The following is a 25,058-nucleotide window of genomic DNA, read 5'->3' as shown; positions in this document are numbered from 1 at the left end:
CCATCATTCACCGATGGCGGGGCTTTTTATTGGGCTGGAAGGCTACTCGGCCAGCTTGAAGGTGATGAAGCTGGCACGCCCCTGACGCAGCACGCGCATCGACACCGAACGATTCTTCGGCAACGCCTTGGCGATGTCGGCGAATTCCTTGGTGGTATCGATCGCCTGATTGTTCAGGTGGGTGATCACATCGCCCGGTTGCAGGCCGATCAAGGCGGCTGGGCCGTCCAGCACTTCCTTGATCACGACACCGCTCTTGAGATCGAAGGTTTTCTTCTGCTCGGCAGTCAGCTCAACTACCGCAATGCCCAAGCGGTTGCTGCTGCGCTCGGCGCCTGGCTTGGCGTTACCCAGGGCATCCAGGGTCGCGCCCTCTTCCGGGATTGCCCCCACGGTGAGCTCGACATTCTGGCGCTTGCCGTCACGAATCACTTCCAGCTTGGCTTTGCTGCCCGCCTTGAGTGCGCCGACCAGATGCGGCAAGTCAGCCGACATGATGATCGGTTGGCCGTTCATGCTCAGGATCACGTCGCCAACCCGCAGGCCGCCTTTGGCAGCCGGGCCGTCGTCCTGGATCTGCGCGACCAGTGCACCCGCCGGCTTATCGAGACCGAAAGACTCAGCGAGGTCCTTGTTCACTTCCTGGATCACCACGCCCAGCCAACCGCGACTCACTTTGCCACCGGCCTTCAACTGATTGGAAACGTCCATCGCCACGTCGATCGGAATCGCGAAAGACACGCCCATGAAACCACCGGAGCGGGTGTAGATCTGCGAGTTGATCCCGACTACTTCGCCGGCCAGGTTGAACAGCGGCCCGCCGGAGTTGCCTGGGTTGATCGGCACGTCGGTCTGGATGAACGGCACATAGTTTTCATTGGGCAGGCTGCGGCCGATGGCGCTGACAATACCCTGGGTGACGGTGTGGTCAAAACCGAACGGCGAACCGATCGCCACCACCCACTGGCCTGCTTTCAGGTCCTGGGATTTACCCAGTTTAAGCACCGGCAAGTCTTTGCCTTCGATTTTCAGCAAGGCCACGTCGGAACGCGGGTCGGTGCCGACCAGCTTGGCTTTCAACTCACTGCGGTCGGCCAGGCGCACGAGGATCTCGTCAGCATCGGCAATCACGTGGTTATTGGTGAGGATATAGCCGTCGGGCGAAATGATGAAACCGGAGCCCAGGGACTGCGCTTCGCGCTGGCCACCGCCACCACCGCGCGGGGTGCGTGGTTGCGGCATGCCTCGCTCGAAAAACTCGCGCAGCATCGGCGGCAAGCCTTCCAGGTCGGGCATCTGCTGGTTCGAAACTTTGCGATCCGGCAATTTCTGCGTGGTACTGATGTTCACCACCGCAGGCGAGGCCTGCTCCACCAGTTGGGTGAAATCAGGCAGCTCGACCGCTTGCGCGGGCACGGCCTGACCCAGCACCAGCACCGTGGCGACTATGGATAGGTAAGACTTCAAACGTGGTATCGACATACAGCTCCCGTTACGACGAGCAGGGTTGAGCGACAGGGTTCAAAAAAAGCCGGAAACCGCGCCCGGCATTTTTTGTTCCGCGAACAAAACAAGGCAAGGGCCGAGAAGCCCTGACCTATAAAAAACATAAGGATTTTTTGCAAGTGAAAATGCTGATTCAGACATTTCATGCTCTCGACAGGCACCCTAGCATGGCAGCAGGGTGAAAGATCAGGATGAACACTGGATTAACGACTCACGGATTGGCTGCGGCCTTTTCACCGCGAACCGACAACGCGATGCGCTCAGCGGTGCCGATTGGGATTTCTCCGACAACCGTCACCATCATCTGCCCGTCCACCGTATTCACATGCCGCGACACCGCAACCGTAGGCCCAAGCTGAGTGCGGGTTTCCGACACACTCGCGCCGTCGGTGGGTTCAAGAAATACCGAGAAACGTGCAAGCCCATCATCGTACATCAAGCTGTCGAGGGTGGATTTTGTCTGCGGGTCTTTGCGCGATGTAGTGCTGCTCAGCTCAAAGCCAGGCGGCAACCAGTCCAGGTGCCAGGCGTTGGAGGCGGGCGTTTGCGATGTCTCGCTGCGGCCAATCGCAACAGGCGTGCATTCGCTGCTGGGTTGCAAGTCTCGATCAACGGGAGCGGCAGACGTATTCAATCGAACAAACTGAAAGCGCTCCAGCAGTCGCCCCTGCTCGCTGAGTAGCAACGACTTGAGGGGTAATGCGGTTTCACGATCCAGGTGCAACTCGAAACCATAGCGGTAAGGGTCGCGCGGGGTGATCGAAACAATAATTGCATTACGACCGGCCACACGAGATTTGCCAATAACGGCCAGCTCGTAGAATTGATTGAGTTTTTGCGGGTTCAGCGAACGTGACGCACTGTCACGGGAATTACCCAGGCCGGCGACAAGGGTGCCGCTGACGCACTGAGTGTGACCTTCTACCCGCACGACTTCCTGGGCAGAGCCATCGAGCTGCAATAGCCGCTCCCGGATCTGACCGTTCTGGACAAGGTGCCAGATATCGTAGGTAGAAAAACTGCCGTTACGCTCATAGATGAACGTACCTTGAAAGCTTTGCTGCTGCTCCGCACGCCCAAGTCGAGTCAGCCAGTCTTGGGCTTCATCGGCATGGGCGAGTAGTGCAAACCAACTACTGAACAAGAGCGTAAGGAGCGGTATGGCGCGCATAGGGCTCCTTAGCGGTTCAGCGGTTTTCCAGGCTTGCTGCGCGAGCGTATGGCAGAGCACTTTCAGCGTTCTTGCCAGCCGCTTCCTGTGCATGTTGACGCAGGTAGCCTGGGAGACGCTGGTCCTGCCAGCCGGATTGCCCCTGAAGCACACCGTTAGCCATAGGGCCGGCGGTATCAGAGCTTTCCTTGTAGCCAGCCAGTACAGCCGGGCCTTTGACTTGCGGACCGGCCATGACCGGTTGCTGAGTCTGCTGGGCCAGTTCGGCACCAGCGATTTCGTCCTGGTTGTACAGACGAACACCGGCCAGTACGGCGACGGTCACCGAAGCAGCGACTGCCAGACGACCCAGGCTACGCCATGGACCACGAGCAGCTTTTGCCGGAACGGCTTCATCGGCCAACGCGGCAGAAACGGCCGCAGCAATATCCAGACGAGGGATTAGAAGATCCTTGTGCATCACCGCCCGAGCGACTTGGTAACGAGACCAGGTATCACGGGTTTGGGCATCATCAAATGCGTTGAGCAATCGACGAAGTTCCAGTTCATCCGCTTCGTTATCCATCACTGCGGACAGCGATTCCTGCAGGGCATCACGACTCATGGCGGTTCCTCTCTTGGCTGTCGCCGCTGTCTTTAGTTTTCCTGCAACAACGGTTGCAAGGCTTTGTCGATGGCTTCCCGGGCCCGGAAAATCCGTGACCTTACAGTCCCCACCGGACATTGCATGACGCTCGCAATGTCTTCGTAACTCAGACCATCGAATTCACGTAAAGTTAACGCCGTACGCAAATCTTCTGGCAGTTGCTGAATTGTTCGATGAACGGTTCCCTCGATTTCGTCGCGCAGCAATGCACGCTCCGGCGACTCGAGATCTTTGAGGCCGTGATCACCATCATAGAATTCAGCATCTTCTGAACTGACATCACTGTCTGGTGGGCGGCGGCCGCGAGACACCAGATAGTTCTTCGCCGTGTTAATGGCGATGCGATATAGCCACGTGTAAAACGCACTATCACCGCGGAAATTGCCCAGTGCACGATACGCCTTGATAAAGGCTTCCTGTGCAACGTCCTGCGCTTCATGGGTGTCGTGCACAAACCGCACGATCAACCCGAGAATTTTGTGCTGATATTTCAGCACTAGCAGATCAAATGCGCGCTTGTCGCCGCGTTGTACGCGCTCGACCAGCTGCTGATCCTCTTCCTGGGTTAGCATGAACACTCCTCGTTGTACTCGAAGGAGGCTTGCATAACTAAACGATCAGGCTTGTAAACATAGACTCGGGCTTTTCGCAAAAGTTCTCCCCCTTCAAGCAAGTTTCCGGCACGCACTGATTTGGCACACACGAAAAACGCAGCTCAGGCAACGCCGGCTGCGCGAATAATCTTTTCGTCGGTTTTCTGACGCGTCCAATGCTCCCGACGGGCCAATAAACACAACGTTTTTCCCAGCTTTCGGGCAACCTGCTATTGAGTCGGGGCTTATGCAAAAAGTTCCCGCTCGCTGACTGGCTGTTTAACCGGGTGCTGTGCACCGTAATCTCACAATGCCACGAATGCCTGGCTATTGTGCCGCTCCACCCCTCTATATACTAGTGGTCCGTGTGCCCCTTTGATTCGCCGATCCAGGCGTCCTGCTTGCGCCTCCTCTTCGGATCGCTTTTTGCGGAATCCATTCAATGAGCCAACAGTTTCAACACGATGTCCTGGTGATCGGCAGCGGCGCCGCCGGCCTGAGCCTGGCACTGACCCTCCCCAGCCATCTGCGTATAGCCGTACTGAGCAAAGGCGACCTGGCCAACGGTTCGACATTCTGGGCACAGGGCGGCGTCGCTGCCGTACTGGACGACACCGACACCGTACAGTCCCATGTCGAAGACACCCTCAATGCTGGCGGCGGCCTGTGCAATGAAGACGCGGTGCGCTTCACCGTCGAGCATAGTCGCGAGGCAATCCAATGGCTGATCGACCAGGGGGTGCCCTTTACCCGCGATGAACACGCGGGCAGCGATGACGGCGGCTTCGAGTTCCATCTGACCCGTGAGGGCGGCCACAGCCACCGCCGCATCATCCATGCCGCCGACGCCACCGGCGCCGCCATTTTCAGGACCTTGCTCGACCAGGCTCGCCAACGCCCCAACATCGAATTACTGGAGCAGCGAGTCGCCGTCGACCTGATCACCGAAAAACGCCTGGGCCTTCCCGGCGAGCGCTGCCTCGGCGCCTATGTGCTCAACCGCACCAGCGGCGAAGTCGACACCTATGGCGCGCGCTTCACCATCCTTGCCTCAGGTGGCGCGGCCAAGGTCTACCTCTATACCAGCAACCCCGACGGGGCCTGCGGCGACGGCATCGCCATGGCCTGGCGCTCGGGCTGCCGGGTGGCGAACCTGGAATTCAACCAGTTCCACCCCACTTGCCTGTACCACCCCCAGGCCAAGAGTTTCCTGATCACCGAGGCGCTGCGCGGGGAAGGTGCACACTTGAAGCTGCCCAATGGCGAACGCTTCATGCAACGCTTCGACCCGCGCGCCGAGCTGGCACCGCGCGACATCGTCGCCCGCGCCATCGACCATGAGATGAAGCGCCTGGGCATCGACTGCGTCTATCTGGACATCAGCCACAAACCCGAAGCCTTCATCAAGACGCACTTCCCCACCGTCTATGAACGCTGCCTGACCTTCAACATCGACATCACCAAAGGCCCGATCCCGGTCGTGCCTGCCGCGCATTACACCTGCGGCGGCGTGATGGTCGACCAGCATGGCCGCACCGACGTGCCCGGCCTGTACGCCATTGGCGAAACCAGTTTCACCGGCCTGCACGGCGCCAACCGCATGGCCAGCAATTCGCTGCTCGAATGCTTTGTGTATGCGCGCTCGGCGGCGGCGGACATCCTCGAGCAACTGCCGCGCATCGCGGTGCCGGCCGCCCTGCCGCGCTGGGATGCCAGCCAGGTGACGGATTCGGACGAAGATGTGATCATCGCGCACAACTGGGACGAGCTGCGGCGTTTCATGTGGGACTACGTGGGGATCGTGCGCACCAACAAGCGTCTGCAACGGGCACAGCACCGGGTGCGTTTGCTGCTGGATGAAATCGACGAGTTCTACAGCAACTATAAAGTCAGCCGCGACCTGATCGAATTACGCAACCTGGCCCAAGTCGCCGAGTTGATGATTCGCTCGGCCATGGCGCGCAAGGAAAGCCGAGGGCTGCATTACACCCTCGACTACCCGCAGATGCTGCCTGAGGCCCGCGACACTATTCTGGTGCCAGCCACCTACGGCGACTGAACTTCAAGCGTACGCGCAGGCGCCGGTGCATATCCGCAGCCTGCGCGTCGTGAGGCACGCACGTCGAGCGCACCCATCGTTCACCTTGCACCCGATAGCGCAGCACCACGACCAGCGGCAGCGCCAGGCTGTCGGGCCGTAACTGCACGCTGTGCCAGCCGCGCTCGGCGCTGAACAATTGCCAGCCATCCTCATCGCGGCGCAGGCCCCGAATCGACGAGCGGTGAGTCAGCAACACATGCCGCGGCAACACCCAGGCGGCGTGGGCCAGGCACGCCAGCATGCCAAGGGATGCAAGCGGCAGATCGACTACCAGACAGGCACCCAATGCAAACAGTTGCGCAATCAGATACGCCGCCAGCAACAGCCGTGAGGCCTGCCAGCGGCACTCAAAACGGTTACTTGGGCTGGACACGGTCCAGGATCATCCGAACCATGCGTTGCAGCTCCGGATCTTCCGATTCGGCGCGCTCCATGAACCAGCCGAACATGTCCTGGTCTTCGCATGTCAGCAGCCGTACGTAAAGGTCGCGATCTACCTTGTTGAGCGTCGCGTAGACTTCTTTGGTGAAAGGCACCAGCAACACGTCCAGTTCCAGCATGCCGCGACGGCTGTGCCAGTAGAGGCGATTGATTTCTACATCTTCGACCATGGAACGCTCCTCAAATAGAGCGCAAGTATACAGGCCCGACGGCACCGGGACAGCCGGCTTTGGTCGCGCCCCATGGAAACTATGCATTTGCCGGGCGCCCCTCTATGATGCACCCATGACTTTTTGACCTGCGATGACCCATGGCCGACTCTGCTTTCTTCTGCTCGCTGTCCCACGAAGGCGTTCTCGCCGTCCGCGGCGCGGACGCTGCCAAATTCCTGCAGGGCCAACTGACCTGCAACCTCAATTACCTGAGTGACACCCAGGCCAGCCTGGGCGCGCGCTGCACGCAAAAAGGCCGGATGCAGTCAAGTTTTCGCATCCTGCTACAAGGTGACGGCGTGCTCCTGGCCATGGCCAGTGAACTGCTCGAGCCGCAATTGGCGGACTTGAAGAAATACGCAGTGTTCTCCAAATCCAAACTCACTGATGAAAGCGCCGCCTGGGTGCGTTTCGGCCTGGCGCATGCCGACCAGGCGCTGGCCGCGCTGGGCCTGGCGTTGCCGGTCGAGACCGACAGCGTGACGCGCACCGAGACGTTGATCGCCATCCGCGTGTCGCCTGGCCGCGCTGAACTCTGGGCACCCGCCGAACACGCCGAAAGCCTGCGCAGCCAGTTGGCGGCAAGCCTGCCGCAAGCCGAGCTGAATGAATGGCTGCTGGGCCAGGTCCGCGCCGGCATCGGCCAGGTGATGCCGCAGACCCGCGAACTGTTCATCCCGCAGATGCTCAACCTGCAAGCGGTGGGCGGCGTCAGCTTCAAGAAAGGTTGCTACACCGGCCAGGAAATCGTCGCGCGCATGCAGTACCTGGGCAAACTCAAACGCCGCCTGTACCGCGTGAGCCTGGCCGCGACCGAATTACCCGAGCCAGGCACCGCACTGTTTTCCCCTAGCCATAACAGTTCGATCGGCGAAGTGGTCATCGCGGCAAAAGCGGATCAGTCCATTGAACTTCTTGCCGTGCTGCAAGCCGAAGCTGCCGATAACGGCGACGTACGCTTAGGCAGCCTGGAAGGCCCGGGCCTGCGACTGCTTGACCTGCCCTACGCGCTGGACCGCGATCGTGAGATCCAGCGTTAACCGCCGTACTTTTTTTGCAACACCCTAGAGAGTATGAATGAACGAGCTGGCGGAAAAAGTCCAACAGGCTTTGATGAAGGCCATCGACAACGATGACCTGGTTCTGCCGACATTACCGGAGGTGGCCCTGAAAATTCGTCAGGCCGCCGAAGACCCGGAGATCAGCATCAGCCACTTGAGTAAAGTGATCAGTCGCGATACCGCCCTGTCGGCGCGCCTGATCAAAGTGGTCAATAGCCCGTTGCTCAGAGCAACTCAGGAAGTTACCGACCTGCACACCGCCATCACGCGGCTCGGCACCAATTACAGCAGCAACCTGGCCATCGGCCTGGTCATGGAGCAGATCTTTCACGCCCGCTCCGAGGTGGTCGAACAGAAAATGCGCGAAGTGTGGCGCCGCAGCCTGGAGGTCGCGGGCGTCAGCTATGCCCTGTGTCGCCGGCATAGCCAACTCAAGCCCGACCAGGCGGCCCTGGGCGGCCTGGTGCACCAGATCGGCGTGCTGCCGATCCTCACCTACGCCGAAGACCATTACGAGCTGCTGTCCGACCCGGTCAGCCTCAACCACGTGATCGACAGCATCCACCCGGTATTGGGCGACAAGCTGCTCAGCGGCTGGGACTTCCCCGAAATGCTGGCAAAACTGCCCGGCCAGTATCTGAACCTGGAACGCGACTGCGCCCAGCTCGATTACATCGATGTGGTGCAGGTCGCCGTGCTCTACTGTCACCGCCACACCGGACACCCGCTGGCGAACGTCGATATGGCCGACGTACCGGCGGTGAAGAAGCTGCGGATTGACCCCTACAGCGAGACATTGCGCACCGAGCTGGATGAAGCACGTTCGATGTTCTACTGATCCCCGGCGATAAAACTCACGCGCACTTTCAACCCCACCGATTCGCCATCGTGCAGGCTGATCTGCGCCAGGTGCGCACGGCAGATCTCCCCGACAATCGCCAGCCCCAGGCCCGACCCCATACCCTGCTGGCTGCGCCGATAAAATCGCTCAAATACCCGATCCCGCTCATCCAGCGGGATACCCGGGCCGTCGTCTTCGACTTCGAGCACTGCTGGCGCCGTCACCCGCAAAATCACGTTGCCGCCCGGTGGCGTGTGCGCCAGCGCATTGTCCACCAGGTTGCTCAGCAACTCATTGAGCAGCGTCGGTTCGCCGCGCAGCCACACCGGCTCGTCTGCTTCCAGCGCCAAGGCAACGCCTCGCGCGTGGGCCAATGGCGCCATGGCCATGCCCAGCTCTCGGGCCAATTGGCTGAGGTCGAGCAACTGCGCGCCGCCTTCGGCAATGGCCCTCGCGCCGTTTTCAATGCGGGCCAGGGACAGCAGCTGATTAGCCAGGTGCGTGAGACGGTCGGTGCCCTGGGCGGCAGTTTCCAGGGTGGTGCGCCACGTGGCCGGGTCTTCGGCGCGCAGGCCCAGTTCCAGGCGGGCCTTGAGCGCGGCCAGCGGCGTACGCAACTCGTGGGCGGCGTCGGCAATGAACTGCGCCTGGCGTTCGAACTGGCCGCGCAAGCGTTCGGTGAAATGGTTGAGGGAACGCACCAGCGGGCCGAACTCATCCTGCACCTCTACCAGCGGCAAGGGCCGCAGGTCATCGGGCTGGCGTTCTTCCACCGCCGTGCGCAGGCGCTCCAGCGGGCGCAGCGCCGCGCTGACGGCAAACCACACCAGCAACAGCGCGCCAATAGCCAGCATGCCCAGGCGCAACAAGGTGTCGGCCATCAGGCTGCGGGCCATGGCGACCCGGGCTTCGTCAGTTTCTGCGACACGGATCTCCGCCATGCCATTCATGTTCGGCTCGGAAACAGCCTTGAGCAGGCTCACCACGCGCACCGGCTGGCCCTGATACACGGCGTCGTAGAACCGCGCCAAGGCCGGGTAATCGTCAGTACGCGGGGTGCCGGGCGGCGGGCCGGGAAGGTTTTCATAACCCGATATCAGCTTCTGGTTGATGTCGTTGACCTGGTAATAGATACGCCCGGCGCTGTCGTAGGCAAAGGTGTCCAGAGCCACGTAGGGCACGTTGGCACTGAGCGTGCCGTCCACCTGGGTCAAGCCGGCGGCAATGGTGCGCGCCGAGGCCAGCAGCGTGCGGTCATAGGCGGTGTCGGCCGCTTCACGCCCGTTCCAGTAGGCACTCATGCCGCTGGCGAACATCAGCAGCACCAGCAACAGCGCGAGGTTCCACAGCAGGCGCCAGCGCAGGCTGCTGGGCTTATGCATCGCGGGCTTCCAGCAGGTAGCCAAGGCCACGGAAGGTGACAATGGCGATAGGCTGGCCGTCGAGTTTCTTGCGCAGGCGGTGCACATAAATCTCGATAGCGTCCGGGCTGGCTTCTTCGTCGAGACCGAACACCTGGGAGGCCAGTTGCTCCTTGCTCATCACGCGGCCAGGCCGGGCGATGAGCGCCTCGAGCACCGCTTGCTCGCGCGAGGTCAGCGTCAGCAGTTCGCCACCGACCGTGAAACGCCGAGTATCGAGGTCATACACCAGCACGCCGCACGCCTGCTGGCGCTCGCCGCCCAATACGCTGCGTCGTAGCAGCGCCTTGACCCGCGCCTCCAGTTCCGTAAGTTCAAACGGTTTGGCGAGGTAATCGTCGGCGCCCAGGTTCAAGCCATGCACGCGGTCCTTTACATCGCTGCGTGCCGTGAGCATCAACACCGGCAAATTTTTTCCTCGGGCGCGCAAGCGTGCCAACACTTCGAAACCATCCATGCGCGGCAGCCCCACATCGAGGATCGCCGCCGCGTATTCCTCGCTGCTCAACGCCAGGTCCGCAGCCACGCCATCATGCAACACGTCGACGGTCAACCCTATGCTCTTGAGCGCTTGGGCGACACTTTCGGCGAGTTGCAAATGGTCTTCAACCAGAAGGACACGCATGAATTTTTACCTCGTGCAGACGTGGTCGACGCCACGCTTTGGCGGGCAGTTTACAGGCGCAACCTGCCCTGTGAAGCCCGAAAACATTGAAAGGCAACTGAAAGGTTAGTGAAAGCTTCGCCCTTTAGGATCCAGTCACGGTGGTTACGCCCGCCGAGCTACCTCACCCGTAGCGCCCGAAAAACGCCTCGAAGCGTTTTCGCCAAAATAAGAACAATAACGGAGTGCACCACGATGCTGTCGACACAGCCCCAGGCTCGCCCGCCTGCAAGAAATTCCCACCTTACTCACACCACTCTGCCCTGGCCGTCTTCGAAGACGGTGGCCGTGCGCTCGCGCAACGCCAGGCACAGCATCGCACGCGGCTAAGCCACTCATAACAAAAATACGGAGATCACCATGACCCTTTCACTGCGTAAAGTTGCCATTACCGCCGGCTGCATGCTGTTTGCCGGCCAACTGCTGGCCGCCGACGAACCCAAGCGCCCTGAATGCATCGCCCCGGCTTCCCCGGGCGGTGGTTTTGACCTGACCTGCAAGCTGGCACAAAGCGCGCTGGTCAACCAGAAACTGCTGAGCAAGCCGATGCGCGTGACCTACATGCCAGGCGGCGTGGGCGCAGTGGCCTACAACGCGGTGGTCGCTCAGCGCCCTGCGGATGGAGGTACCCTGGTAGCCTGGTCCAGCGGTTCATTGCTGAACCTGGCCCAGGGCAAGTTCGGTCGCTTCGATGAAAGCGCCGTGCGCTGGCTCGCCGCGGTGGGCACCAGCTACGGCGCCATCGCGGTGAAAAGTGATTCGCCCTACAAGACCCTCGACGATCTCGTAAAAGCCTTGAAGAAAGATCCAGGCAGCGTAGTGATAGGTTCCGGCGGCACAGTGGGCAGCCAGGACTGGATGCAAACCGCCCTGATCGCCAAGGCCGCCGGGATCAATCCGCGCGAGCTGCGTTACGTCGCGCTGGAAGGCGGCGGCGAAATCGCTACCGCGTTGCTCGGTGGCCACATTCAGGTGGGCAGTACCGATATTTCCGACTCCATGCCACACATCCTCAGCGGTGACATGCGCCTGCTGGCGGTGTTCTCCGAGCAGCGCCTGGACGAGCCGGAAATGAAGAACATCCCGACCGCCAAAGAGCAAGGCTATGACATCGTCTGGCCAGTGGTGCGCGGCTTCTACCTCGGGCCAAAAGTCAGCGATGCCGACTACGCCTGGTGGAAGGATGCCTTCGACAAACTGCTGGCTTCCGACGAGTTCGCCAAGCTGCGTGACCAGCGCGAGCTGTTCCCGTTCGCCATGACCGGCCCGGAACTGGACACCTACGTGAAAAAACAGGTGGCTGACTACAAAGTGCTGGCCAAAGAGTTCGGCCTGATCCAGTAAACGCCCCGCTTTCGCGCGGCCACGCCCGTTTAAATACGCGGTGTGGCCCAGGAGTTCACCATGCTCTTACAACGCATTTTCGCCGCCGTGCTGTTGCTGGCCTGCGCCGGCCTCGCCCTGATGGCCTGGCCGTATCAGGCGGCGTTTTCCTACGAGCCGGTCGGGCCTCGCGCCTTTCCGCTGCTGATGCTCGGGCTGATGAGCCTGGCGCTGATCTACATGCTGTTTCGCCCGCAACCCACCCAACACACCGAAGAAGACCCGGCGCTGGACCGCGACACACTGGTCAAGATCGGCATTTGCGTAGCGCTGCTGATCGTGTTCGCCGCCACCTTCGAATCGTTGGGTTTCATTCTCAGCAGCTTGCTGATCGGCATCCCGATGGCGCGCCTGTATGGCGGGCGCTGGATGCCCAGCGTAGTGATCGTCGGCCTGATGGCCATCGGCTTGTACCTGCTGTTCGACAAAGCCATGGATGTGCCGCTGCCCCTCGGCCTGCTCGACGTACTGGAGAACTGATATGGATACTTTTGGCTATTTGGGCCAGGGATTCGGCGTCGCGCTGAGCCCGTACAACCTAGTGACCGCCTTGTGCGGCACGCTGATCGGCACCGTGGTCGGCCTGTTGCCGGGCCTGGGGCCGATCAATGGCGTGGCGTTGTTGATCCCCATCGCATTTGCTCTGGGCCTGCCCCCCGAATCGGCGTTGATCCTGCTCGCAGCGGTGTACCTGGGCTGCGAATACGGCGGCCGTATCAGCTCGATCCTGCTCAATATTCCGGGCGAAGCCTCCACCGTGATGACCACCCTCGACGGCTACCCAATGGCCCGCAAAGGCCTGGCCGGCGTAGCGCTGTCGTTGTCGGCGTGGAGTTCGTTCATCGGTGCCTTTATCGCCACCTGCGGCATGGTGCTGTTTGCCCCGCTGCTGGCCAAATGGGCGATTGCCTTCGGCCCGGCGGAATATTTCGTACTGATGGTGTTCGCGATTGTGTGCCTGGGCGGCATGGCCGGCGACAAGCCGTTGAAGACCTTTGTGGCGGCGCTGATCGGCCTGTTCCTCTCGGCGGTAGGCATCGATGCCAACAGCGGCGTGTACCGCTTTACCGGCGACAACATCCACCTCACCGATGGTATTCAGTTCGTGGTGTTGGTGCTGGGCCTGTTTTCCATCAGCGAGATCCTGCTGCTGCTGGAGAAAACCCACCGTGGCCAGGAAGCGGTCAAAGCCACCGGACGGATGATGTTCAACCTCAAGGAAGCCAGTGCGGTCTTCGTGGTTAACATCCGCTGCGGCTTACTCGGTTTCATCATGGGCGTGTTGCCGGGTGCCGGTGCAACCCTGGCGTCTGCCGTGGCCTACATGACCGAAAAACGCCTGGCCGGCGCCAACGGCACATTCGGCCAGGGCGACATGCGTGGCCTGGCCGCGCCGGAAACCGCAATCGGCGCGTCCGCCTGCGGCGCCCTGGTGCCGATGCTGACCCTGGGCGTGCCCGGTTCGGGCACCACGGCCGTGATGATCGGCGCCCTGTCGCTGTACAACATCACGCCCGGCCCGCTGCTGTTCCAACAGCAACCGGACATTGTCTGGGGCCTGATCGCGTCGTTGTTTATCGCCAACATCATGCTGGTGATTCTCAACATCCCGATGATCCGCATCTTCACCCGTATCCTCGCCGTGCCGAACTGGGCGCTGGTGCCGGTGATCGCCATCATCACCGCAATTGGCGTGTACGCGGTGCATGCCACCACGTTCGACCTGTTCCTGATGGTCGGTATCGGCATCTTCGGCTACATCCTGCGCAAGCTCGACTTTCCGCTGTCGCCGGTATTGCTGGGCTTTATCCTCGGCGGCCTGATGGAACAGAACCTGCGCCGCGCGCTGTCGATCTCCAACGGTGCGCTGGACATCCTGTGGTCGAGCCCGATTACCTTCGGCGTCTGGGTACTGACCGCGCTGATGCTGATGTTCCCGCTGGTGCGCATCTACCGCAAACGTGCCTTGCAGCGTCGTGCCGTGGCCGATGTCTGAGGTCACTTTCAAGCAATGGTGGGGAACACCGCTGGTCGGCCTGGCCGGCGGTTACCTGGCCAGCCTCGTCGGCTGGCCTTTGCCCTATATGGTCGGCTCGTTGCTGGCGATCATCCTGGTGCGCTGCCTCACGCCCTGGCAATTGGCGGAAATTCCCGGCGGGCGCAAATGCGGCCAATGGGTAGTGGGCATCGGCATCGGCCTGCACTTCACGCCGGTAGTGATCGAACAGGTGATGAGCCACTTCGGGCTGATTTTTTTCGGCGCATTGGTCACTAGCCTGTCGAGCGTGGTCGGGGTGTGGTTGATGCGCCGCAGTGGCGAAGATCGCGCCACCGCGTTTTTCTCCAGCATGCCGGGCGGCTCCGGGGAGATGGTCAACCTCGGCGCGCGCAATGGTGCGGTGCTCAGCCGGGTTGCGGCGGGGCAGAGTTTGCGCGTGCTGGTAGTGGTGCTGTGCGTGCCGGCGATCTTCAAGTATTTGCTGGGCGGTGGCGCGCCGCAGTTTCATCCGGCACCCGTTAGTTGGCTGTGGCTGGCGTTGCTGTTTCCGATGGGGGCTCTGGTGGCCTGGGGCTGGCAGCGTTTGCACCAGCCGAACCCTTGGCTGTTCGGCCCGTTGCTGGTGAGTGCGACTGCCAGTGTTGTGTGGGACCTACATATTGGTTTGCCCGACGGTGGCAGTCAGATTGGCCAGTGGTTGATCGGCAGCGGGTTGGGCTGCCACTTCAACCGACAGTTCTTTCGCAGGGCTCCATCCTTTATGGGTCGCACGTTGATCGGCACCGCCCTGACCATGGCACTGGCGACATTGGCGGCGGTGGGCTTGAGCGCCGTGACTCACTTGGACCTGCGCTCCCTGACCCTGGGCATGATGCCCGGCGGTATTGCGGAGATGAGCCTTACGGCTGAAACCTTGCAATTGTCGGTGCCGTTGGTGACAGCGATGCAGGTGATGCGTTTGTTGTTTGTGCTGTTCCTGGCGGAGCCGTTGTTCCGGTACTGGAATCGTCAGCTTTGAACAAGTAGCTTGTAGTGCTTGCCAGGTTTCGTGACCGTTCATCTGGACTGTCATTTCTCACAGCTAGGCATTCTCAACCACAGAGCGCATGAATTCCGGGGCAGGGCTCCTACCTGCAGCCTGTGAACCCCTGGGAGTGCACATGATGGAAGAACCTATTCAAAGCCCTCCTGGCGATGCCGGTGCACCTGCACAAATTGTGCAAACCATCGCAGTACCGGGCTCTCCCAATCGCCTGGTAATGAACCGTGCAGGAACACGCCTTTATGTGGCAAGCGCCACAGCATCGGGATCCCTCACCGTTCTAGATACCCAGCCACTTAGCGTCATACAGACGGTAGAAAATCTCGGCTCCCCGATATGGCTGGCAATCAACCCGGCAGGTTCGCGCATTTACGTGAGTGACAACAGCGCCGCATCGGGAAACCCGATTACCGTTATCGAAACCGTGAGTAACAGCGTCATCGCAAGAGTCACGGGGTTTACGACGGTTAATGGCATGGCTTTGAACTCAACCGGCACCCGGCTCTACGTCGCTGATTACGGGGCTTCAGAGTTGGTAACCATTGACACCAGCGACCACCAACGCGTAACCGAAACATCTGTGCGTTACGCTAAGGAAGTGATAGTGGCGCCCCATGACGACACTCGCGCTTACGTTGTGTCGGATTTAGCGGGCTGGAGCATCGTCAACCTTGGAACCGAGCCGATCGTCAGGCAGCTCGCCATCGCCGCAGGCAGTCCTACCTCGATCGGTCATAGCCCACGCTATCCGCGCATTTACATCACTCACCGCGACGAGGGCCGCTTGACTATCGGCGACGCCTTGATTCCTGAAGTCAGCAAGTACATCAGCGGCCTCAACGAGCCCTGGGGCATAGCATTCAGCCCCCTCAGCGAGATGGCCTATATCACTGAGAGAGGACACATCAGCATTTATGACACCCGGCTTGAACGCATGGTCGGCACGATCGCAGGTTTCGGCAGTCTGCGAGGTATTGTGGTGGCTCCGGATGGCCGCAATCTGTATGTCGCTGATATTCAAAACCAAACGATATGCATGGTCAGGCTATAGCAACGCACGGGTCAGACAGGCGGCAACCGCCACTCGATCGGCGCCTCGCCATTCTGCTCAAGAAACTTGTTGGTGCGACTGAAATGCCCGCAGCCCAGAAATCCGCGATACGCCGACAACGGTGACGGGTGCACCGAGGTCAGCACCAGGTGCTTGGTGGCATCGATCAGCTTTTGCTTGCTCTGGGCGTGGGCGCCCCACAACAAAAACACCAGATGCGGCTGATGCTCGCTGACCACCTCGATGATCCGGTCGGTAAAGAACTGCCAACCCTTGCCCGCATGGGCATTGGCATTGGCGCGTTCCACAGTCATGGTGGTGTTGAGCATCAGCACGCCCTGGTCGGCCCAGCTTTGCAGGTAGCCGTGGTTGGGGATGTCGATGTTCAGGTCACGCTTGAGTTCTTTATAGATATTGACCAGGGACGGCGGCGCCGGCACGCCCGGTTGCACCGAAAAGCACAGGCCGTGGGCCTGGCCGGGGCCGTGGTACGGGTCCTGGCCGAGGATCACTACCTTGACCTTGTCCAGCGGCGTCGAGTTGAGGGCATTGAAAATCAGCGGGCCAGGCGGGTAGATCTCTTTACCGGCCGCATGTTCCTGGCGCAGGAACTCGCGCAACTGGGCCATGTAGGGCTTCTCGAACTCATCGCGCAGGGCGTGTTTCCAGCTGGGTTCGAGTTTGATACGGTCGCCATCGGTCATAGTTGAATTGTCTTGTAAAAAAGAATGAGGCGAACCCTAGGAAAGCAGACCCCGCTTGTCAATTGATCTGACACACCACCGGCGCTTTCCCACGAAGGGATCATACTCATCCTTCACCTTCTCGATTGAGGTCACGATGAACCTGCACTTCGAAGAACTGACCGGCAGCGACGGCGCCCGCATTGGCATCGCCAGCCTGGACGCGGAAAAGACCCTCAACGCCCTGTCCCTGCCGATGATTTTGGCCTTGGGTGATCGCCTGGATGCCTGGGCCAAGGACCCGAACATCGTCTGCGTATTGCTGCGCGGCAATGGCCCCAAGGCCTTTTGCGCCGGTGGCGAAGTGCGCAGCCTGGCGCAGGCCTGTCGCGAACAACCCGGCGAAGTGCCCGCCCTGGCCGCGCAGTTTTTCGCTGCGGAGTACCGCCTCGATTATCGCCTGCACACCTATCCCAAGCCGCTGATCTGTTGGGGCCACGGCTATGTGCTGGGCGGCGGCATGGGGCTGCTGCAAAGCGCGTCCGTGCGTGTCGTGACGCCCACCAGCCGTCTGGCCATGCCGGAAATCAGTATCGGCCTGTACCCGGATGTCGGTGCCAGCAGGTTCTTGTCGCGCCTGCCCGGCAAACTCGGGTTGTTCCTGGGCCTTACCGGCGCCCATATCAATGGCCGCGATGCCTTGGACCTGGGCCTGGCCGACCGTTTCCTGCGCGATGACCAGCAAGAGGAACTGCTCGAAGGCCTGCTGCAACTGAACTGGCAGGAACAGAGCGCGATGCAGCTCAACAGCCTGCTCAAGGCCCTCGCCCAGGAAGCCGTCGACGAGCAACCCGAAGCGCAGTGGTTGCCGCGCCGTGGGCAGATCGACGAATGGCTGGATGTGGGTGACATACGCTGCGCCTGGCGCGCGTTGAGCCAGTTGCGTGATCAAGCTGATCCGCTGCTGGCTCGCGCCGGCAAGACGCTGAGCGAAGGCTGCCCGCTGACCGCCCATCTGGTGTGGGAGCAAATCCGCCGGGCTCGGCATTTGTCGTTGGCCCAAGTGTTCCAGATGGAGTACACGGTGAGTCTCAACTGCTGCCGTCATCCGGAATTCGCCGAAGGGGTGCGGGCTCGGTTGATCGATAAGGACCAAGCGCCGCACTGGCACTGGCCGGATATCAACACAATTCCAGAGGCGGTGGTGCAGGCGCATTTTGAAAAAGCCTGGGAGGGTAGGAATCCTCTGGCAGATTTATCCGATTATTGACAGCCTATCGTTGCGAGTCATTTATCGTGAATGCGCAATTATCGGGTTGATTGTCACGGCAGACGTAAACCTGTTGATCGAAGGGAATCTTGCCAAGCTCCCAATGCAAGCTGTCGGTCAGCGACATGGTGTTGGCAGCGCCCGAAATGCAAGGACGCATAACGACCAGCTCTTCACGCTGGTTTTCATAAACGCACTTTTCCACGTAGCCGTTTTTTCGGTCTGTGCCCTTTTCAGGCGTGAATAAAGCGCCAAGAAAGCTATGTATATATTCGTTAGGCTCAACCTTGGGACCTTGCCAGAGCACGCCATCCTGCTGGTATTGAAAGTAGCCTTTGACGTTTCGGATCATCGATTTATCCGGACAAAACTGCTTTGCCCCCGCCGGGCCCATGACGCAGCCGACTAGTAAAAGCACGCACATCAGTTGTTTGAACATAGAGGCTTTCCTTCACAAGCACACAGCGTTCCCCGCAGTGAATTAGATCTTGAGCCTCAAAGATAGCTGTTAAATCTGACAGTACCGACGAATGGCAGGCAAAAAAAAGCGGCGCATCATGCGCCGCTTCGTTCAAAGCCTTTCTTCAGCGGTGACCACCGCGCCCACCGCCATGCTCACCACCCCGTCCGTGACCGCCGTTTCCCCAACGATTTCCTCCCCAGCCCTGGTTCGGATACGCCCGGTAGGCAGACCTCGGATAATAACGTGGCGCGGGTTGGTAATAACGCGGCGCCGAGTAATAGCGCGGGGCCGGATAGTAACGTGGAGCCGGCGCGTAGTAGCTGCCCCTGTCATAGCGAGGGCCACCGTAATAATAGGCAGGCGCCGGTGCGGTATACACCTCGGAGCGATAGTAAGTGGCGCCTCCATCGTAGTAGGGCACACAAGCTGACAAAGTCAGGCCGAGTAATGCAGTGAGCAGCAGTCGTCGATACATGGCGGCCTCCTGGACCGCGGAAGAGCACCTCCAGCGACGCTGGAGAGCGGCATCCAGCTTGCGCCGAATGACACAATATCTGACATCAAAAACAACATCTGGTGCGTTTCAGTAACAACTTGATACATCAACACGCAACTCCTGTAGGGGCAACCAACGGGAGCCCAAGCTATATCGTTTCAGTCACTTTCACGCAGATACCATGTCGCTCTCGATGACGGCATTGTCCTGCTGCGGGTCCGAGCTGTATTGTGCAAGGCCGAGCACACCTGCCTATACAGCCTGACCCTGCCATGACCACACCCACGCTTTGCCCCGCCTGCGGAGCCGTCAACGACTGCGCCCTGGCAGACCCACGCACGGTTGACCAGGCGTGCTGGTGCTTCAATGTCACCATTGACCCAGCGGTAGTCCTCGCGCTACCTGACGAACTGCGCAATAAAGCCTGCCTGTGCCCGCGTTGCGCCCAAGTGGATGAACAGTTGCGCACCCCTGATGCGCGTTGATCGGTTCCTCAGCAACCTGCCGCGCTTCAATCGCAGGCAAGTAAGGCTGCTGTTGGTGGAACGCCGCGTCAGCGTTGATGGAGTAACGGTCAGTGATCCTCACCATGAGGTACGCGAGTTCAGCCAGGTGTGCGTTGATGGTGAGGTGCTGCAGGCGGGCAAACCGGCGCGCTATTTCATGCTGCACAAACCCCAAGGGTGCGTGAGTGCCACGGCGGATCCGCTACACCCTACCGTGCTCGATCTGCTGAATGAGCCGGACAAAGGCACGCTGCATATTGCCGGGCGCCTGGACTACAACACGACCGGCCTGATGTTGATCACCAACGACGGCCAGTGGTCGCGGCGCCTGACACAACCGACGACCAAGTTGCCCAAGGTGTACCGCGTGGAAACAGCGCAGGAAATCGGTCCCGAATACGCGGTGACATTCAAGGCGGGCCTGTACTTCGCTTTCGAAGACCTCACCACCCAACCCGCCGAGCTGGAATTACTGGGACCGACCACGGCGCGCTTGAGCATCATCGAAGGCCGTTATCACCAGGTGAAACGCATGTTCGGGCACTTCAATAACCAGGTAATCGCGCTGCACCGTGAGCGCATGGGCCCTCTGCAGTTGGATCCGTCCCTTGCGCCGGGGGAATACCGAGCCCTGACTGACGATGAAATCCGACAAGTCTGACGACCGTTCAGCCGCTGGTGGCAAAAAACCAGCCAGGCGGCTTGCGACCTGCCGAGTCTGTGCTTGAATCAAGTTCACCCGTTGAAATATGACTGGCGAGTCACCTATAACCTCCAAGAAACACCTTGCCCCGCCCGTGCTGGATTAACGGGCCGTCCCGGCAAACATCCCGCCCTGACAACCGCTGTCGGCCAACCGCAATCGGACCGACAGGGGCGCTCATCTTCCAGGCGTATGCCTACCTGTCATAAAGCTCGTGCAAAGTCATTTGCGCGCCCTACCCGCTTGCCAGGAGTCTTACGACATGAGGCCAGAAATCGCTGTGTTGGATATACAGGGTCAGTACCGGGTTTACACGGAGTTCTATCGCGCGGATGCCGCTGAAAAGACCATCATTCTGGTCAACGGCTCGATGGCCACCACGGCCTCTTTCGCCCAAACCGTGAAAAGCCTTTACCCCCAATTCAATGTGGTGCTGTACGACCAGCCCTACGCCGGCCGTTCCAAAATCCACAACCGCCACGAGCGGATGCTGACGAAGGAAGTCGAAGGCCAGATCCTGCTGGAGCTGATCGAGCGCTTCGCCGCCGAACACGTGCTCTCGTTCTCGTGGGGCGGTACTGCCGCCCTGTTCGCCCTCGCCCAACGCCCGCGACGCATTGAAAAGGCGGTGATCAGCTCATTCTCCCCGGTGATCAACCCGCCCATGCGCGACTACCTTGAGCGCGGCGTCGACTACCTCGGCAACCTCGACCGCGACCGCGTCGGCCATCTGGTCAACAGCACCATCGGCAAGCACCTGCCGTCGCTGTTCAAGCGCTTCAACTACAAACACGTAAGCAGCCTGGCCGAGCATGAATACGGGCAGATGCACTTCCACATCAGCCAAGTGCTTTACAGCGACCGCTTGTGTTACCTCAACGCAGCCAGGCAGATCGACATTCCGGTGCTATTCCTGAACGGCGAATGGGACGAATACACCAGCGCGCAGGATGCCAGGCTGTTTGGGCAACATATAACCCACAGCAGCTTCAGCACTGTCCAGGCCACGGGGCATTTCCTGGATATGGAGCATAAAGCGGCATGCCGGGACAGCCGGGAGGCGGTGGTAGGCTTTTTGAAAGGGCAGCGGCCGGTGGGTCGGTTACGGTATCAGCAGGGTCAGACGCACCATGCATTTGCGGTCTGAAGTGAGGCCCACTGTAGGCGCGGGTTCCTGCAGTGGCGCCGCTCATCTGTGGGCGGTGCGCGCGCAACATGCGATTTTTTCGAAGAAAAACTTCAAATCCAGCTGAACATCTGGTACAAAGTCAGCCGCTTTGAGCGGGTATAGTTTAGTGGCAAAACGAAAGCTTCCCAAGCTTTAGTTGAGGGTTCGATTCCCTCTACCCGCTCCACTCAAATTGGCTTTCATGTCATGCCACGGCTGACACGAAATGCATAAAAAACCGGCTCCTGGGGGCCGGTTTTTTTTGGCTGACGTTCAGGTGGCTATAACGCTCGCCTTCTACGAAGAATTCGAGCGCAAGAAACGTAGTTTGCCAATACCCTGATGGACCTACACTGGCGCCTTACGCTTCAGCATCCCTTCGAGGAGCCCACCCATGCCCTGTGAATACACACTCATGCCCTCCCCTGTCGGCGAACTCACCTTGGTGGCGCGCCATGGCAAACTTGGCGCCATCCTGTGGCAAACAGAGCGCGCCAACCGCGTACGCCTGGGTGAATTGATCGAGGCCAACGACAGCCTGGTGTTATTGGAAGCCCAGCGCCAGCTAAACGAATACTTCGCGGGAACACGCAGCCAGTTCGAGCTGGAGTTGGACTTCGCCGGCACCGACTTTCAGAAACAAGTCTGGCAGGCCCTGCTGACCATTCCTTTTGGCGAAACGCGCAGCTACAGCCAGATAGCCCAGCAGATCGGCAACCCGAAAGCCGTGCGTGCAGTCGGGGCGGCGAATGGGCGTAATCCGATTTCGATCATTGCGCCCTGTCACCGAGTGGTGGGTGCTTCGGGCGGGCTGACCGGGTTCGCGGGAGGGCTTGAGGCCAAGCAATATCTGTTGACGCTGGAGAATCGCGGCCAGGCGAAACTGGCGTTCTGATCATGGCTGTGGGGCAGCCCCGCGAATAAAGGATGCGCAATCGAACAAGCGTTGGAAACCGAGCTTTCCATACAGTGCAACGGCGGCCGTCGAGGCCTCGAGAAAACACCGGCGAGCCCCCAGGCCCGAGGCGTGAAGCAGAGCCGCTTGAATCAATCGAGTGGCGTAGCCTCTTCCACGAAAGCCGACCCGCGTGCCGACATCACTCAGCCGGGCCTCCCCCTCACATAACGACAAGGTCAACGAACAGCTCACCTGCCCCTCCACAGACAATGTGAAGTGATATAGGGCTTCACCGACGTCCAGGGATCGCTGGTGCCGAGCCTGGTAATGCGCGACCGCCTTGGGCGCTATCAGGAATGCACTGTCGAGCGGAGTCGCCCATTCGTTCAGGTTCCGAGTCAGACTGATCTGCACACCTTCCTCGTTTATCAATGGCGCAAGGCGCGCCAATGACAGGACCATCGCCGTGGTCTCTTCAGCCGGCTGAAAGCCGAGCTGCGCGAGCACGTCGCGCAAGCCATCGACCTGTTCCTGAGGAATCACGATACGAATGGGGATCAAGGTACGGCGGATCAGTTCCAGGGGTAACTCCGTCGCTTCGCACAGCGGGTCGCTGCCCAGACGAATAAACAACATATTCCACGGCGCGCAATGTTCCTCAGCAAAGTAGGTGCTGATACCGGCGCTATGCCGACAATACATCGCGCAGGTTGCCGCAAAAAAATGCGCTTCGGTCAAGTCATAGCGTGCGAATAGGTCATGGGCGTTTTTAGCGTGCATAAGCAATAACCAGGCAAAAACCCAGTCTTGTGCTCACGGTTTCACCGCGCCGTAGGCCCGCTCCTAAAAGCTCGGCAGAAAAACCTCTACTTTTGTCCGCCTGTTAAGTTGTAAAAAGAAATTTCAGCGAGCGACTGCTGTCAGTAGTTTCATCACCCTTTTTGAGGAAAACGGTCATGAACTTCTCTGCAGTCTCCCAAACCCTGTCGCGCTGGGCCGGCAGCCCCCGGACGTTCTACACGGCGGTGGCGCTGATCCTGGCGTGGAGCCTGAGCGGGCCATACTTTCATTACAACGACACCTGGCAATTGATCATCAATACCTCGACCACCATCATCACGTTCCTGATGGTGTTCCTGATCCAGAACACACAGAACCGCGACAATGACATCCTGCATATCAAGATCGACGAGCTGTTGCGTGTGTCCAAGGATGCGCAGAACGCGGTGCTGAGCCTGGACGGTCTGGACCGTAAGGAGCTTGAAAAGCTACGCCAGGAATATCGCGATATCGGCAAAGCCGGCAGCTTGAACCTCAACAGCAGCTGCGGCCCTGCCGCCGACGACGCGGCGGCACCGAAAACAAATTTGAACCAGGCCTGAAAAAAACGGCGGTTGGAGATGATCCAACCGCCGTTTTTATTTTCAAAGGGAGCTTCAACCGTCGCCTTGGTGCCCCTTGCCGTAGGTCGAGGCCAGGGCGCGGGCCTTTTCCAGACGCTCCTGCAGCTTGGGCAGCGTCTCATCCACCAACGCTTTTATCTCTGGCACCTGCGACGCTGCGCCTTCCTGCTTGAACAGGGCGATGGCGTCTTCGGTTTCCTTGACCTGCTGCGCGGTGTAGGCGGCGTCGAAGGAGTCGCCGTCCTTGAGTTCGGGCATCAGGGTTTCGGCCTTGTCGACGATCTTCTCACGTGGGGCTACCGGCAAGTCGAGCTTTTTGGCGATAGCCGCCAGATGCTGGTTGGCCAGGGTGCGCTCATTGATCACCTCGATGGTGTAATCCTTGATCTCCTGGGACGAGGTTCTGGCGTGGGCCATGCGACTGGTTTCGATATCGGCCATGCCTTTGGCCGAAGCCTGCTCGATGAATTCGGCAGGTGACTGGGCGAAAGCATTGCTGGCGCCGAGGCCCAGCAGCATCGCGAAACTGGCGGTGCGTAACCGGATAGCCATGCGGCTCATGATGGGTTCCTCCAGGGCAAAAATAGGTGCGAGGAAACAGCGCCTCGCCCTGGATTCGAATTTTGCTCACGGCAAAGGTTTAGAAAAAACTTTCCAGTGCGACGAACGGTCGTTGTTGAGTCAGGCGGGCTTGCTGGCAAACAGACCCGGCAACGCATGCGCCAACGCGTTGATGGCGAACCCGATAAACATCACGCCGCACAGTCTCGTGATAAGGATTTCATGACGCTGATACAGCGTGCGCACACGTTGGGCACCGACCACGCCGATCAGGATCGCATAGGCCAACAGGCCCCCGATGAAGCTCAGGACAATCAGCCATGGCAGCATCGACCACGTCAGCAATTCGGCACGACTGGAGAGCAATGCAGTGAATGTCGCAACAGCCACCGGGTACGCCTTGGGGTTGGTCAGGCCGAACAGAATCCCGTGCCAGAACGGATGCCGCGCCGCTCCCTGAGGGGCCTCGCTGCTACGCCGCTGGGTGCGAATCGCACGCCAGCCGAGCCAGAACAGATACAGCCCGCTGAGCACGCCCAGTGCATCAAACGCGCTGCTGCCGACTTCCCGAGCGCCCACAATCGCAATCAATGCGGTGCTGCACCACACCACGTCGCCAAGCAAATGCCCAGCCAAAAAGCCTGCCCCGGCACGCCGGCCACGGGCGGCGCCGATGCCGAACACGGCCAACACGCCGGGACCGGGCGTAATACCGTAGATAAACCCGGACGCAAGGACCGCGAGCAACAAAGATGGGGTCATGGGCGTGGCTCTG

28 protein-coding genes and 1 tRNA gene are annotated in these 25,058 nt (G+C 60.0%); 15 read left to right on the top strand and 14 right to left on the bottom strand.

The window, feature by feature from the left end; translation table 11 throughout:
• Positions 1-42: 42 nt before the first annotated feature.
• The 4 genes from C4J89_RS07120 to rpoE form a co-directional block, all read right to left on the bottom strand.
• Entirely contained in the window at positions 43-1,482 is a 1,440-nt protein-coding gene (locus tag C4J89_RS07120) for a DegQ family serine endoprotease (RefSeq protein ID WP_124361734.1), read from the bottom strand.
• 235 nt (positions 1,483-1,717) lie between these two features.
• Positions 1,718-2,677, bottom strand: a complete 960-nt coding sequence (locus tag C4J89_RS07115) for a MucB/RseB C-terminal domain-containing protein (protein ID WP_124414091.1) — start codon at positions 2,675-2,677, stop codon at positions 1,718-1,720.
• Positions 2,678-2,693: 16 nt separating this feature from the next.
• Complete coding sequence (locus C4J89_RS07110) at positions 2,694-3,281, bottom strand: sigma-E factor negative regulatory protein (protein ID WP_124414090.1); 588 nt, start codon at positions 3,279-3,281, stop codon at positions 2,694-2,696.
• 32 nt (positions 3,282-3,313) lie between these two features.
• On the bottom strand, positions 3,314-3,895 hold the full coding sequence (gene rpoE / locus C4J89_RS07105; protein WP_003172477.1) for an RNA polymerase sigma factor RpoE: 582 nt from the start codon (positions 3,893-3,895) through the stop codon (positions 3,314-3,316).
• 463 nt (positions 3,896-4,358) lie between these two features.
• Here rpoE and nadB point away from each other — a divergent pair, with 463 nt between their 5' ends.
• Positions 4,359-5,975, top strand: coding sequence for an L-aspartate oxidase (gene nadB, locus C4J89_RS07100; RefSeq protein ID WP_124361732.1), 1,617 nt, complete (start codon positions 4,359-4,361; stop codon positions 5,973-5,975).
• Here nadB and C4J89_RS07095 read toward each other — a convergent pair.
• Positions 5,944-6,390: a protein YgfX gene (locus C4J89_RS07095; protein WP_124361731.1), complete on the bottom strand. Its 447-nt coding sequence runs from the start codon at positions 6,388-6,390 to the stop codon at positions 5,944-5,946. The genes nadB and C4J89_RS07095 overlap by 32 nt on opposite strands.
• Positions 6,374-6,628: a succinate dehydrogenase assembly factor 2 gene (locus tag C4J89_RS07090; RefSeq protein WP_010212215.1), complete on the bottom strand. Its 255-nt coding sequence runs from the start codon at positions 6,626-6,628 to the stop codon at positions 6,374-6,376. Before C4J89_RS07090 ends, C4J89_RS07095 begins: the two co-directional genes overlap by 17 nt.
• 140 nt (positions 6,629-6,768) lie before the next feature.
• Here C4J89_RS07090 and C4J89_RS07085 point away from each other — a divergent pair, with 140 nt between their 5' ends.
• Together C4J89_RS07085 and C4J89_RS07080 are read left to right on the top strand one after the other, a co-directional pair.
• Positions 6,769-7,710, top strand: a complete 942-nt coding sequence (locus C4J89_RS07085) for a folate-binding protein YgfZ (RefSeq protein WP_124414089.1) — start codon at positions 6,769-6,771, stop codon at positions 7,708-7,710.
• Positions 7,711-7,747: 37 nt separating this feature from the next.
• Positions 7,748-8,569, top strand: a complete 822-nt coding sequence (locus C4J89_RS07080; RefSeq protein ID WP_124369952.1) for an HDOD domain-containing protein — start codon at positions 7,748-7,750, stop codon at positions 8,567-8,569.
• On the opposite strand, the gene C4J89_RS07075 is transcribed toward C4J89_RS07080, so the two are convergent.
• Positions 8,563-9,954, bottom strand: coding sequence for a sensor histidine kinase (locus C4J89_RS07075; protein WP_124414088.1), 1,392 nt, complete (start codon positions 9,952-9,954; stop codon positions 8,563-8,565). The genes C4J89_RS07080 and C4J89_RS07075 overlap by 7 nt on opposite strands.
• Positions 9,947-10,618, bottom strand: a complete 672-nt coding sequence (locus tag C4J89_RS07070; protein WP_124361727.1) for a response regulator — start codon at positions 10,616-10,618, stop codon at positions 9,947-9,949. The genes C4J89_RS07075 and C4J89_RS07070 overlap by 8 nt, the downstream gene beginning before the upstream one ends.
• A 393-nt stretch (positions 10,619-11,011) precedes the next feature.
• On the opposite strand from C4J89_RS07070, the gene C4J89_RS07065 reads away from it, so the two are divergent.
• From C4J89_RS07065 to C4J89_RS07045, 5 genes are all read left to right on the top strand, one after another.
• Positions 11,012-12,001 (top strand): tripartite tricarboxylate transporter substrate binding protein, encoded by a 990-nt coding sequence (locus tag C4J89_RS07065; protein ID WP_164484579.1) that lies wholly within the window; start codon positions 11,012-11,014, stop codon positions 11,999-12,001.
• A gap of 60 nt (positions 12,002-12,061) precedes the next feature.
• The gene (locus C4J89_RS07060) at positions 12,062-12,520 is read left to right on the top strand and encodes a tripartite tricarboxylate transporter TctB family protein (RefSeq protein WP_124366209.1); all 459 of its coding nucleotides are present in this window, start codon (positions 12,062-12,064) and stop codon (positions 12,518-12,520) included.
• A 1-nt stretch (position 12,521) separates the two neighbouring features.
• The gene (locus C4J89_RS07055) at positions 12,522-14,036 is read left to right on the top strand and encodes a tripartite tricarboxylate transporter permease (protein WP_124414087.1); all 1,515 of its coding nucleotides are present in this window, start codon (positions 12,522-12,524) and stop codon (positions 14,034-14,036) included.
• Positions 14,029-15,057: an AbrB family transcriptional regulator gene (locus C4J89_RS07050; RefSeq protein ID WP_124414086.1), complete on the top strand. Its 1,029-nt coding sequence runs from the start codon at positions 14,029-14,031 to the stop codon at positions 15,055-15,057. Before C4J89_RS07055 ends, C4J89_RS07050 begins: the two co-directional genes overlap by 8 nt.
• A gap of 142 nt (positions 15,058-15,199) precedes the next feature.
• Positions 15,200-16,132 (top strand): YncE family protein, encoded by a 933-nt coding sequence (locus C4J89_RS07045; RefSeq protein WP_164487591.1) that lies wholly within the window; start codon positions 15,200-15,202, stop codon positions 16,130-16,132.
• Positions 16,133-16,143: 11 nt separating this feature from the next.
• On the opposite strand, the gene ung is transcribed toward C4J89_RS07045, so the two are convergent.
• Positions 16,144-16,836 carry a uracil-DNA glycosylase gene (ung, locus tag C4J89_RS07040; RefSeq protein ID WP_003189424.1) on the bottom strand — a complete coding sequence of 231 codons (693 nt, stop codon included), beginning with the start codon at positions 16,834-16,836 and terminating at the stop codon, positions 16,144-16,146.
• A 136-nt stretch (positions 16,837-16,972) separates the two neighbouring features.
• Between ung and C4J89_RS07035 the strand changes: the two genes are divergently transcribed.
• On the top strand, positions 16,973-18,085 hold the full coding sequence (locus C4J89_RS07035; protein WP_124414084.1) for an enoyl-CoA hydratase/isomerase family protein: 1,113 nt from the start codon (positions 16,973-16,975) through the stop codon (positions 18,083-18,085).
• A gap of 4 nt (positions 18,086-18,089) precedes the next feature.
• Here C4J89_RS07035 and C4J89_RS07030 read toward each other — a convergent pair whose 3' ends face one another.
• Complete coding sequence (locus C4J89_RS07030; protein WP_124361719.1) at positions 18,090-18,524, bottom strand: DUF3757 domain-containing protein; 435 nt, start codon at positions 18,522-18,524, stop codon at positions 18,090-18,092.
• Between the two features lie 145 nt (positions 18,525-18,669).
• Positions 18,670-19,023 (bottom strand): hypothetical protein, encoded by a 354-nt coding sequence (locus tag C4J89_RS27110; protein ID WP_124361718.1) that lies wholly within the window; start codon positions 19,021-19,023, stop codon positions 18,670-18,672.
• A gap of 293 nt (positions 19,024-19,316) precedes the next feature.
• Here C4J89_RS27110 and C4J89_RS07020 point away from each other — a divergent pair, with 293 nt between their 5' ends.
• From C4J89_RS07020 to C4J89_RS07000, 5 genes are all read left to right on the top strand, one after another.
• Complete coding sequence (locus tag C4J89_RS07020; protein WP_124361717.1) at positions 19,317-19,529, top strand: cysteine-rich CWC family protein; 213 nt, start codon at positions 19,317-19,319, stop codon at positions 19,527-19,529.
• On the top strand, positions 19,519-20,211 hold the full coding sequence (locus tag C4J89_RS07015) for a pseudouridine synthase (protein ID WP_124414083.1): 693 nt from the start codon (positions 19,519-19,521) through the stop codon (positions 20,209-20,211). Before C4J89_RS07020 ends, C4J89_RS07015 begins: the two co-directional genes overlap by 11 nt.
• 304 nt (positions 20,212-20,515) lie before the next feature.
• Complete coding sequence (locus tag C4J89_RS07010) at positions 20,516-21,400, top strand: alpha/beta fold hydrolase (protein ID WP_124414082.1); 885 nt, start codon at positions 20,516-20,518, stop codon at positions 21,398-21,400.
• Positions 21,401-21,534: 134 nt separating this feature from the next.
• Positions 21,535-21,608, top strand: a tRNA-Gly gene (locus C4J89_RS07005).
• A 207-nt stretch (positions 21,609-21,815) separates the two neighbouring features.
• A complete protein-coding gene (locus C4J89_RS07000; RefSeq protein ID WP_124361714.1) occupies positions 21,816-22,316 on the top strand; it encodes a methylated-DNA--[protein]-cysteine S-methyltransferase in 501 nt (166 codons plus the stop codon).
• On the opposite strand, the gene C4J89_RS06995 is transcribed toward C4J89_RS07000, so the two are convergent.
• A complete protein-coding gene (locus C4J89_RS06995) occupies positions 22,317-23,099 on the bottom strand; it encodes a GNAT family N-acetyltransferase (RefSeq protein WP_124414081.1) in 783 nt (260 codons plus the stop codon).
• A 176-nt stretch (positions 23,100-23,275) separates the two neighbouring features.
• Between C4J89_RS06995 and C4J89_RS06990 the strand changes: the two genes are divergently transcribed.
• A complete protein-coding gene (locus C4J89_RS06990) occupies positions 23,276-23,701 on the top strand; it encodes a low affinity iron permease family protein (protein WP_124361712.1) in 426 nt (141 codons plus the stop codon).
• 54 nt (positions 23,702-23,755) lie between these two features.
• On the opposite strand, the gene C4J89_RS06985 is transcribed toward C4J89_RS06990, so the two are convergent.
• Together C4J89_RS06985 and C4J89_RS06980 are read right to left on the bottom strand one after the other, a co-directional pair.
• Positions 23,756-24,283, bottom strand: a complete 528-nt coding sequence (locus C4J89_RS06985) for a DUF4142 domain-containing protein (protein WP_124361711.1) — start codon at positions 24,281-24,283, stop codon at positions 23,756-23,758.
• Between the two features lie 120 nt (positions 24,284-24,403).
• Positions 24,404-25,045 carry a LysE family translocator gene (locus C4J89_RS06980; RefSeq protein WP_124361710.1) on the bottom strand — a complete coding sequence of 214 codons (642 nt, stop codon included), beginning with the start codon at positions 25,043-25,045 and terminating at the stop codon, positions 24,404-24,406.
• Between the last annotated feature and the right edge of the window lie 13 nt (positions 25,046-25,058).

Source organism: Pseudomonas sp. R4-35-07 (genome assembly GCF_003852235.1).
Taxonomy (GTDB): Bacteria; Pseudomonadota; Gammaproteobacteria; order Pseudomonadales; family Pseudomonadaceae; genus Aquipseudomonas.
Note: the sequence above shows the minus strand (reverse complement) of the source record. Positions and strands in the feature narration are given on the sequence as shown.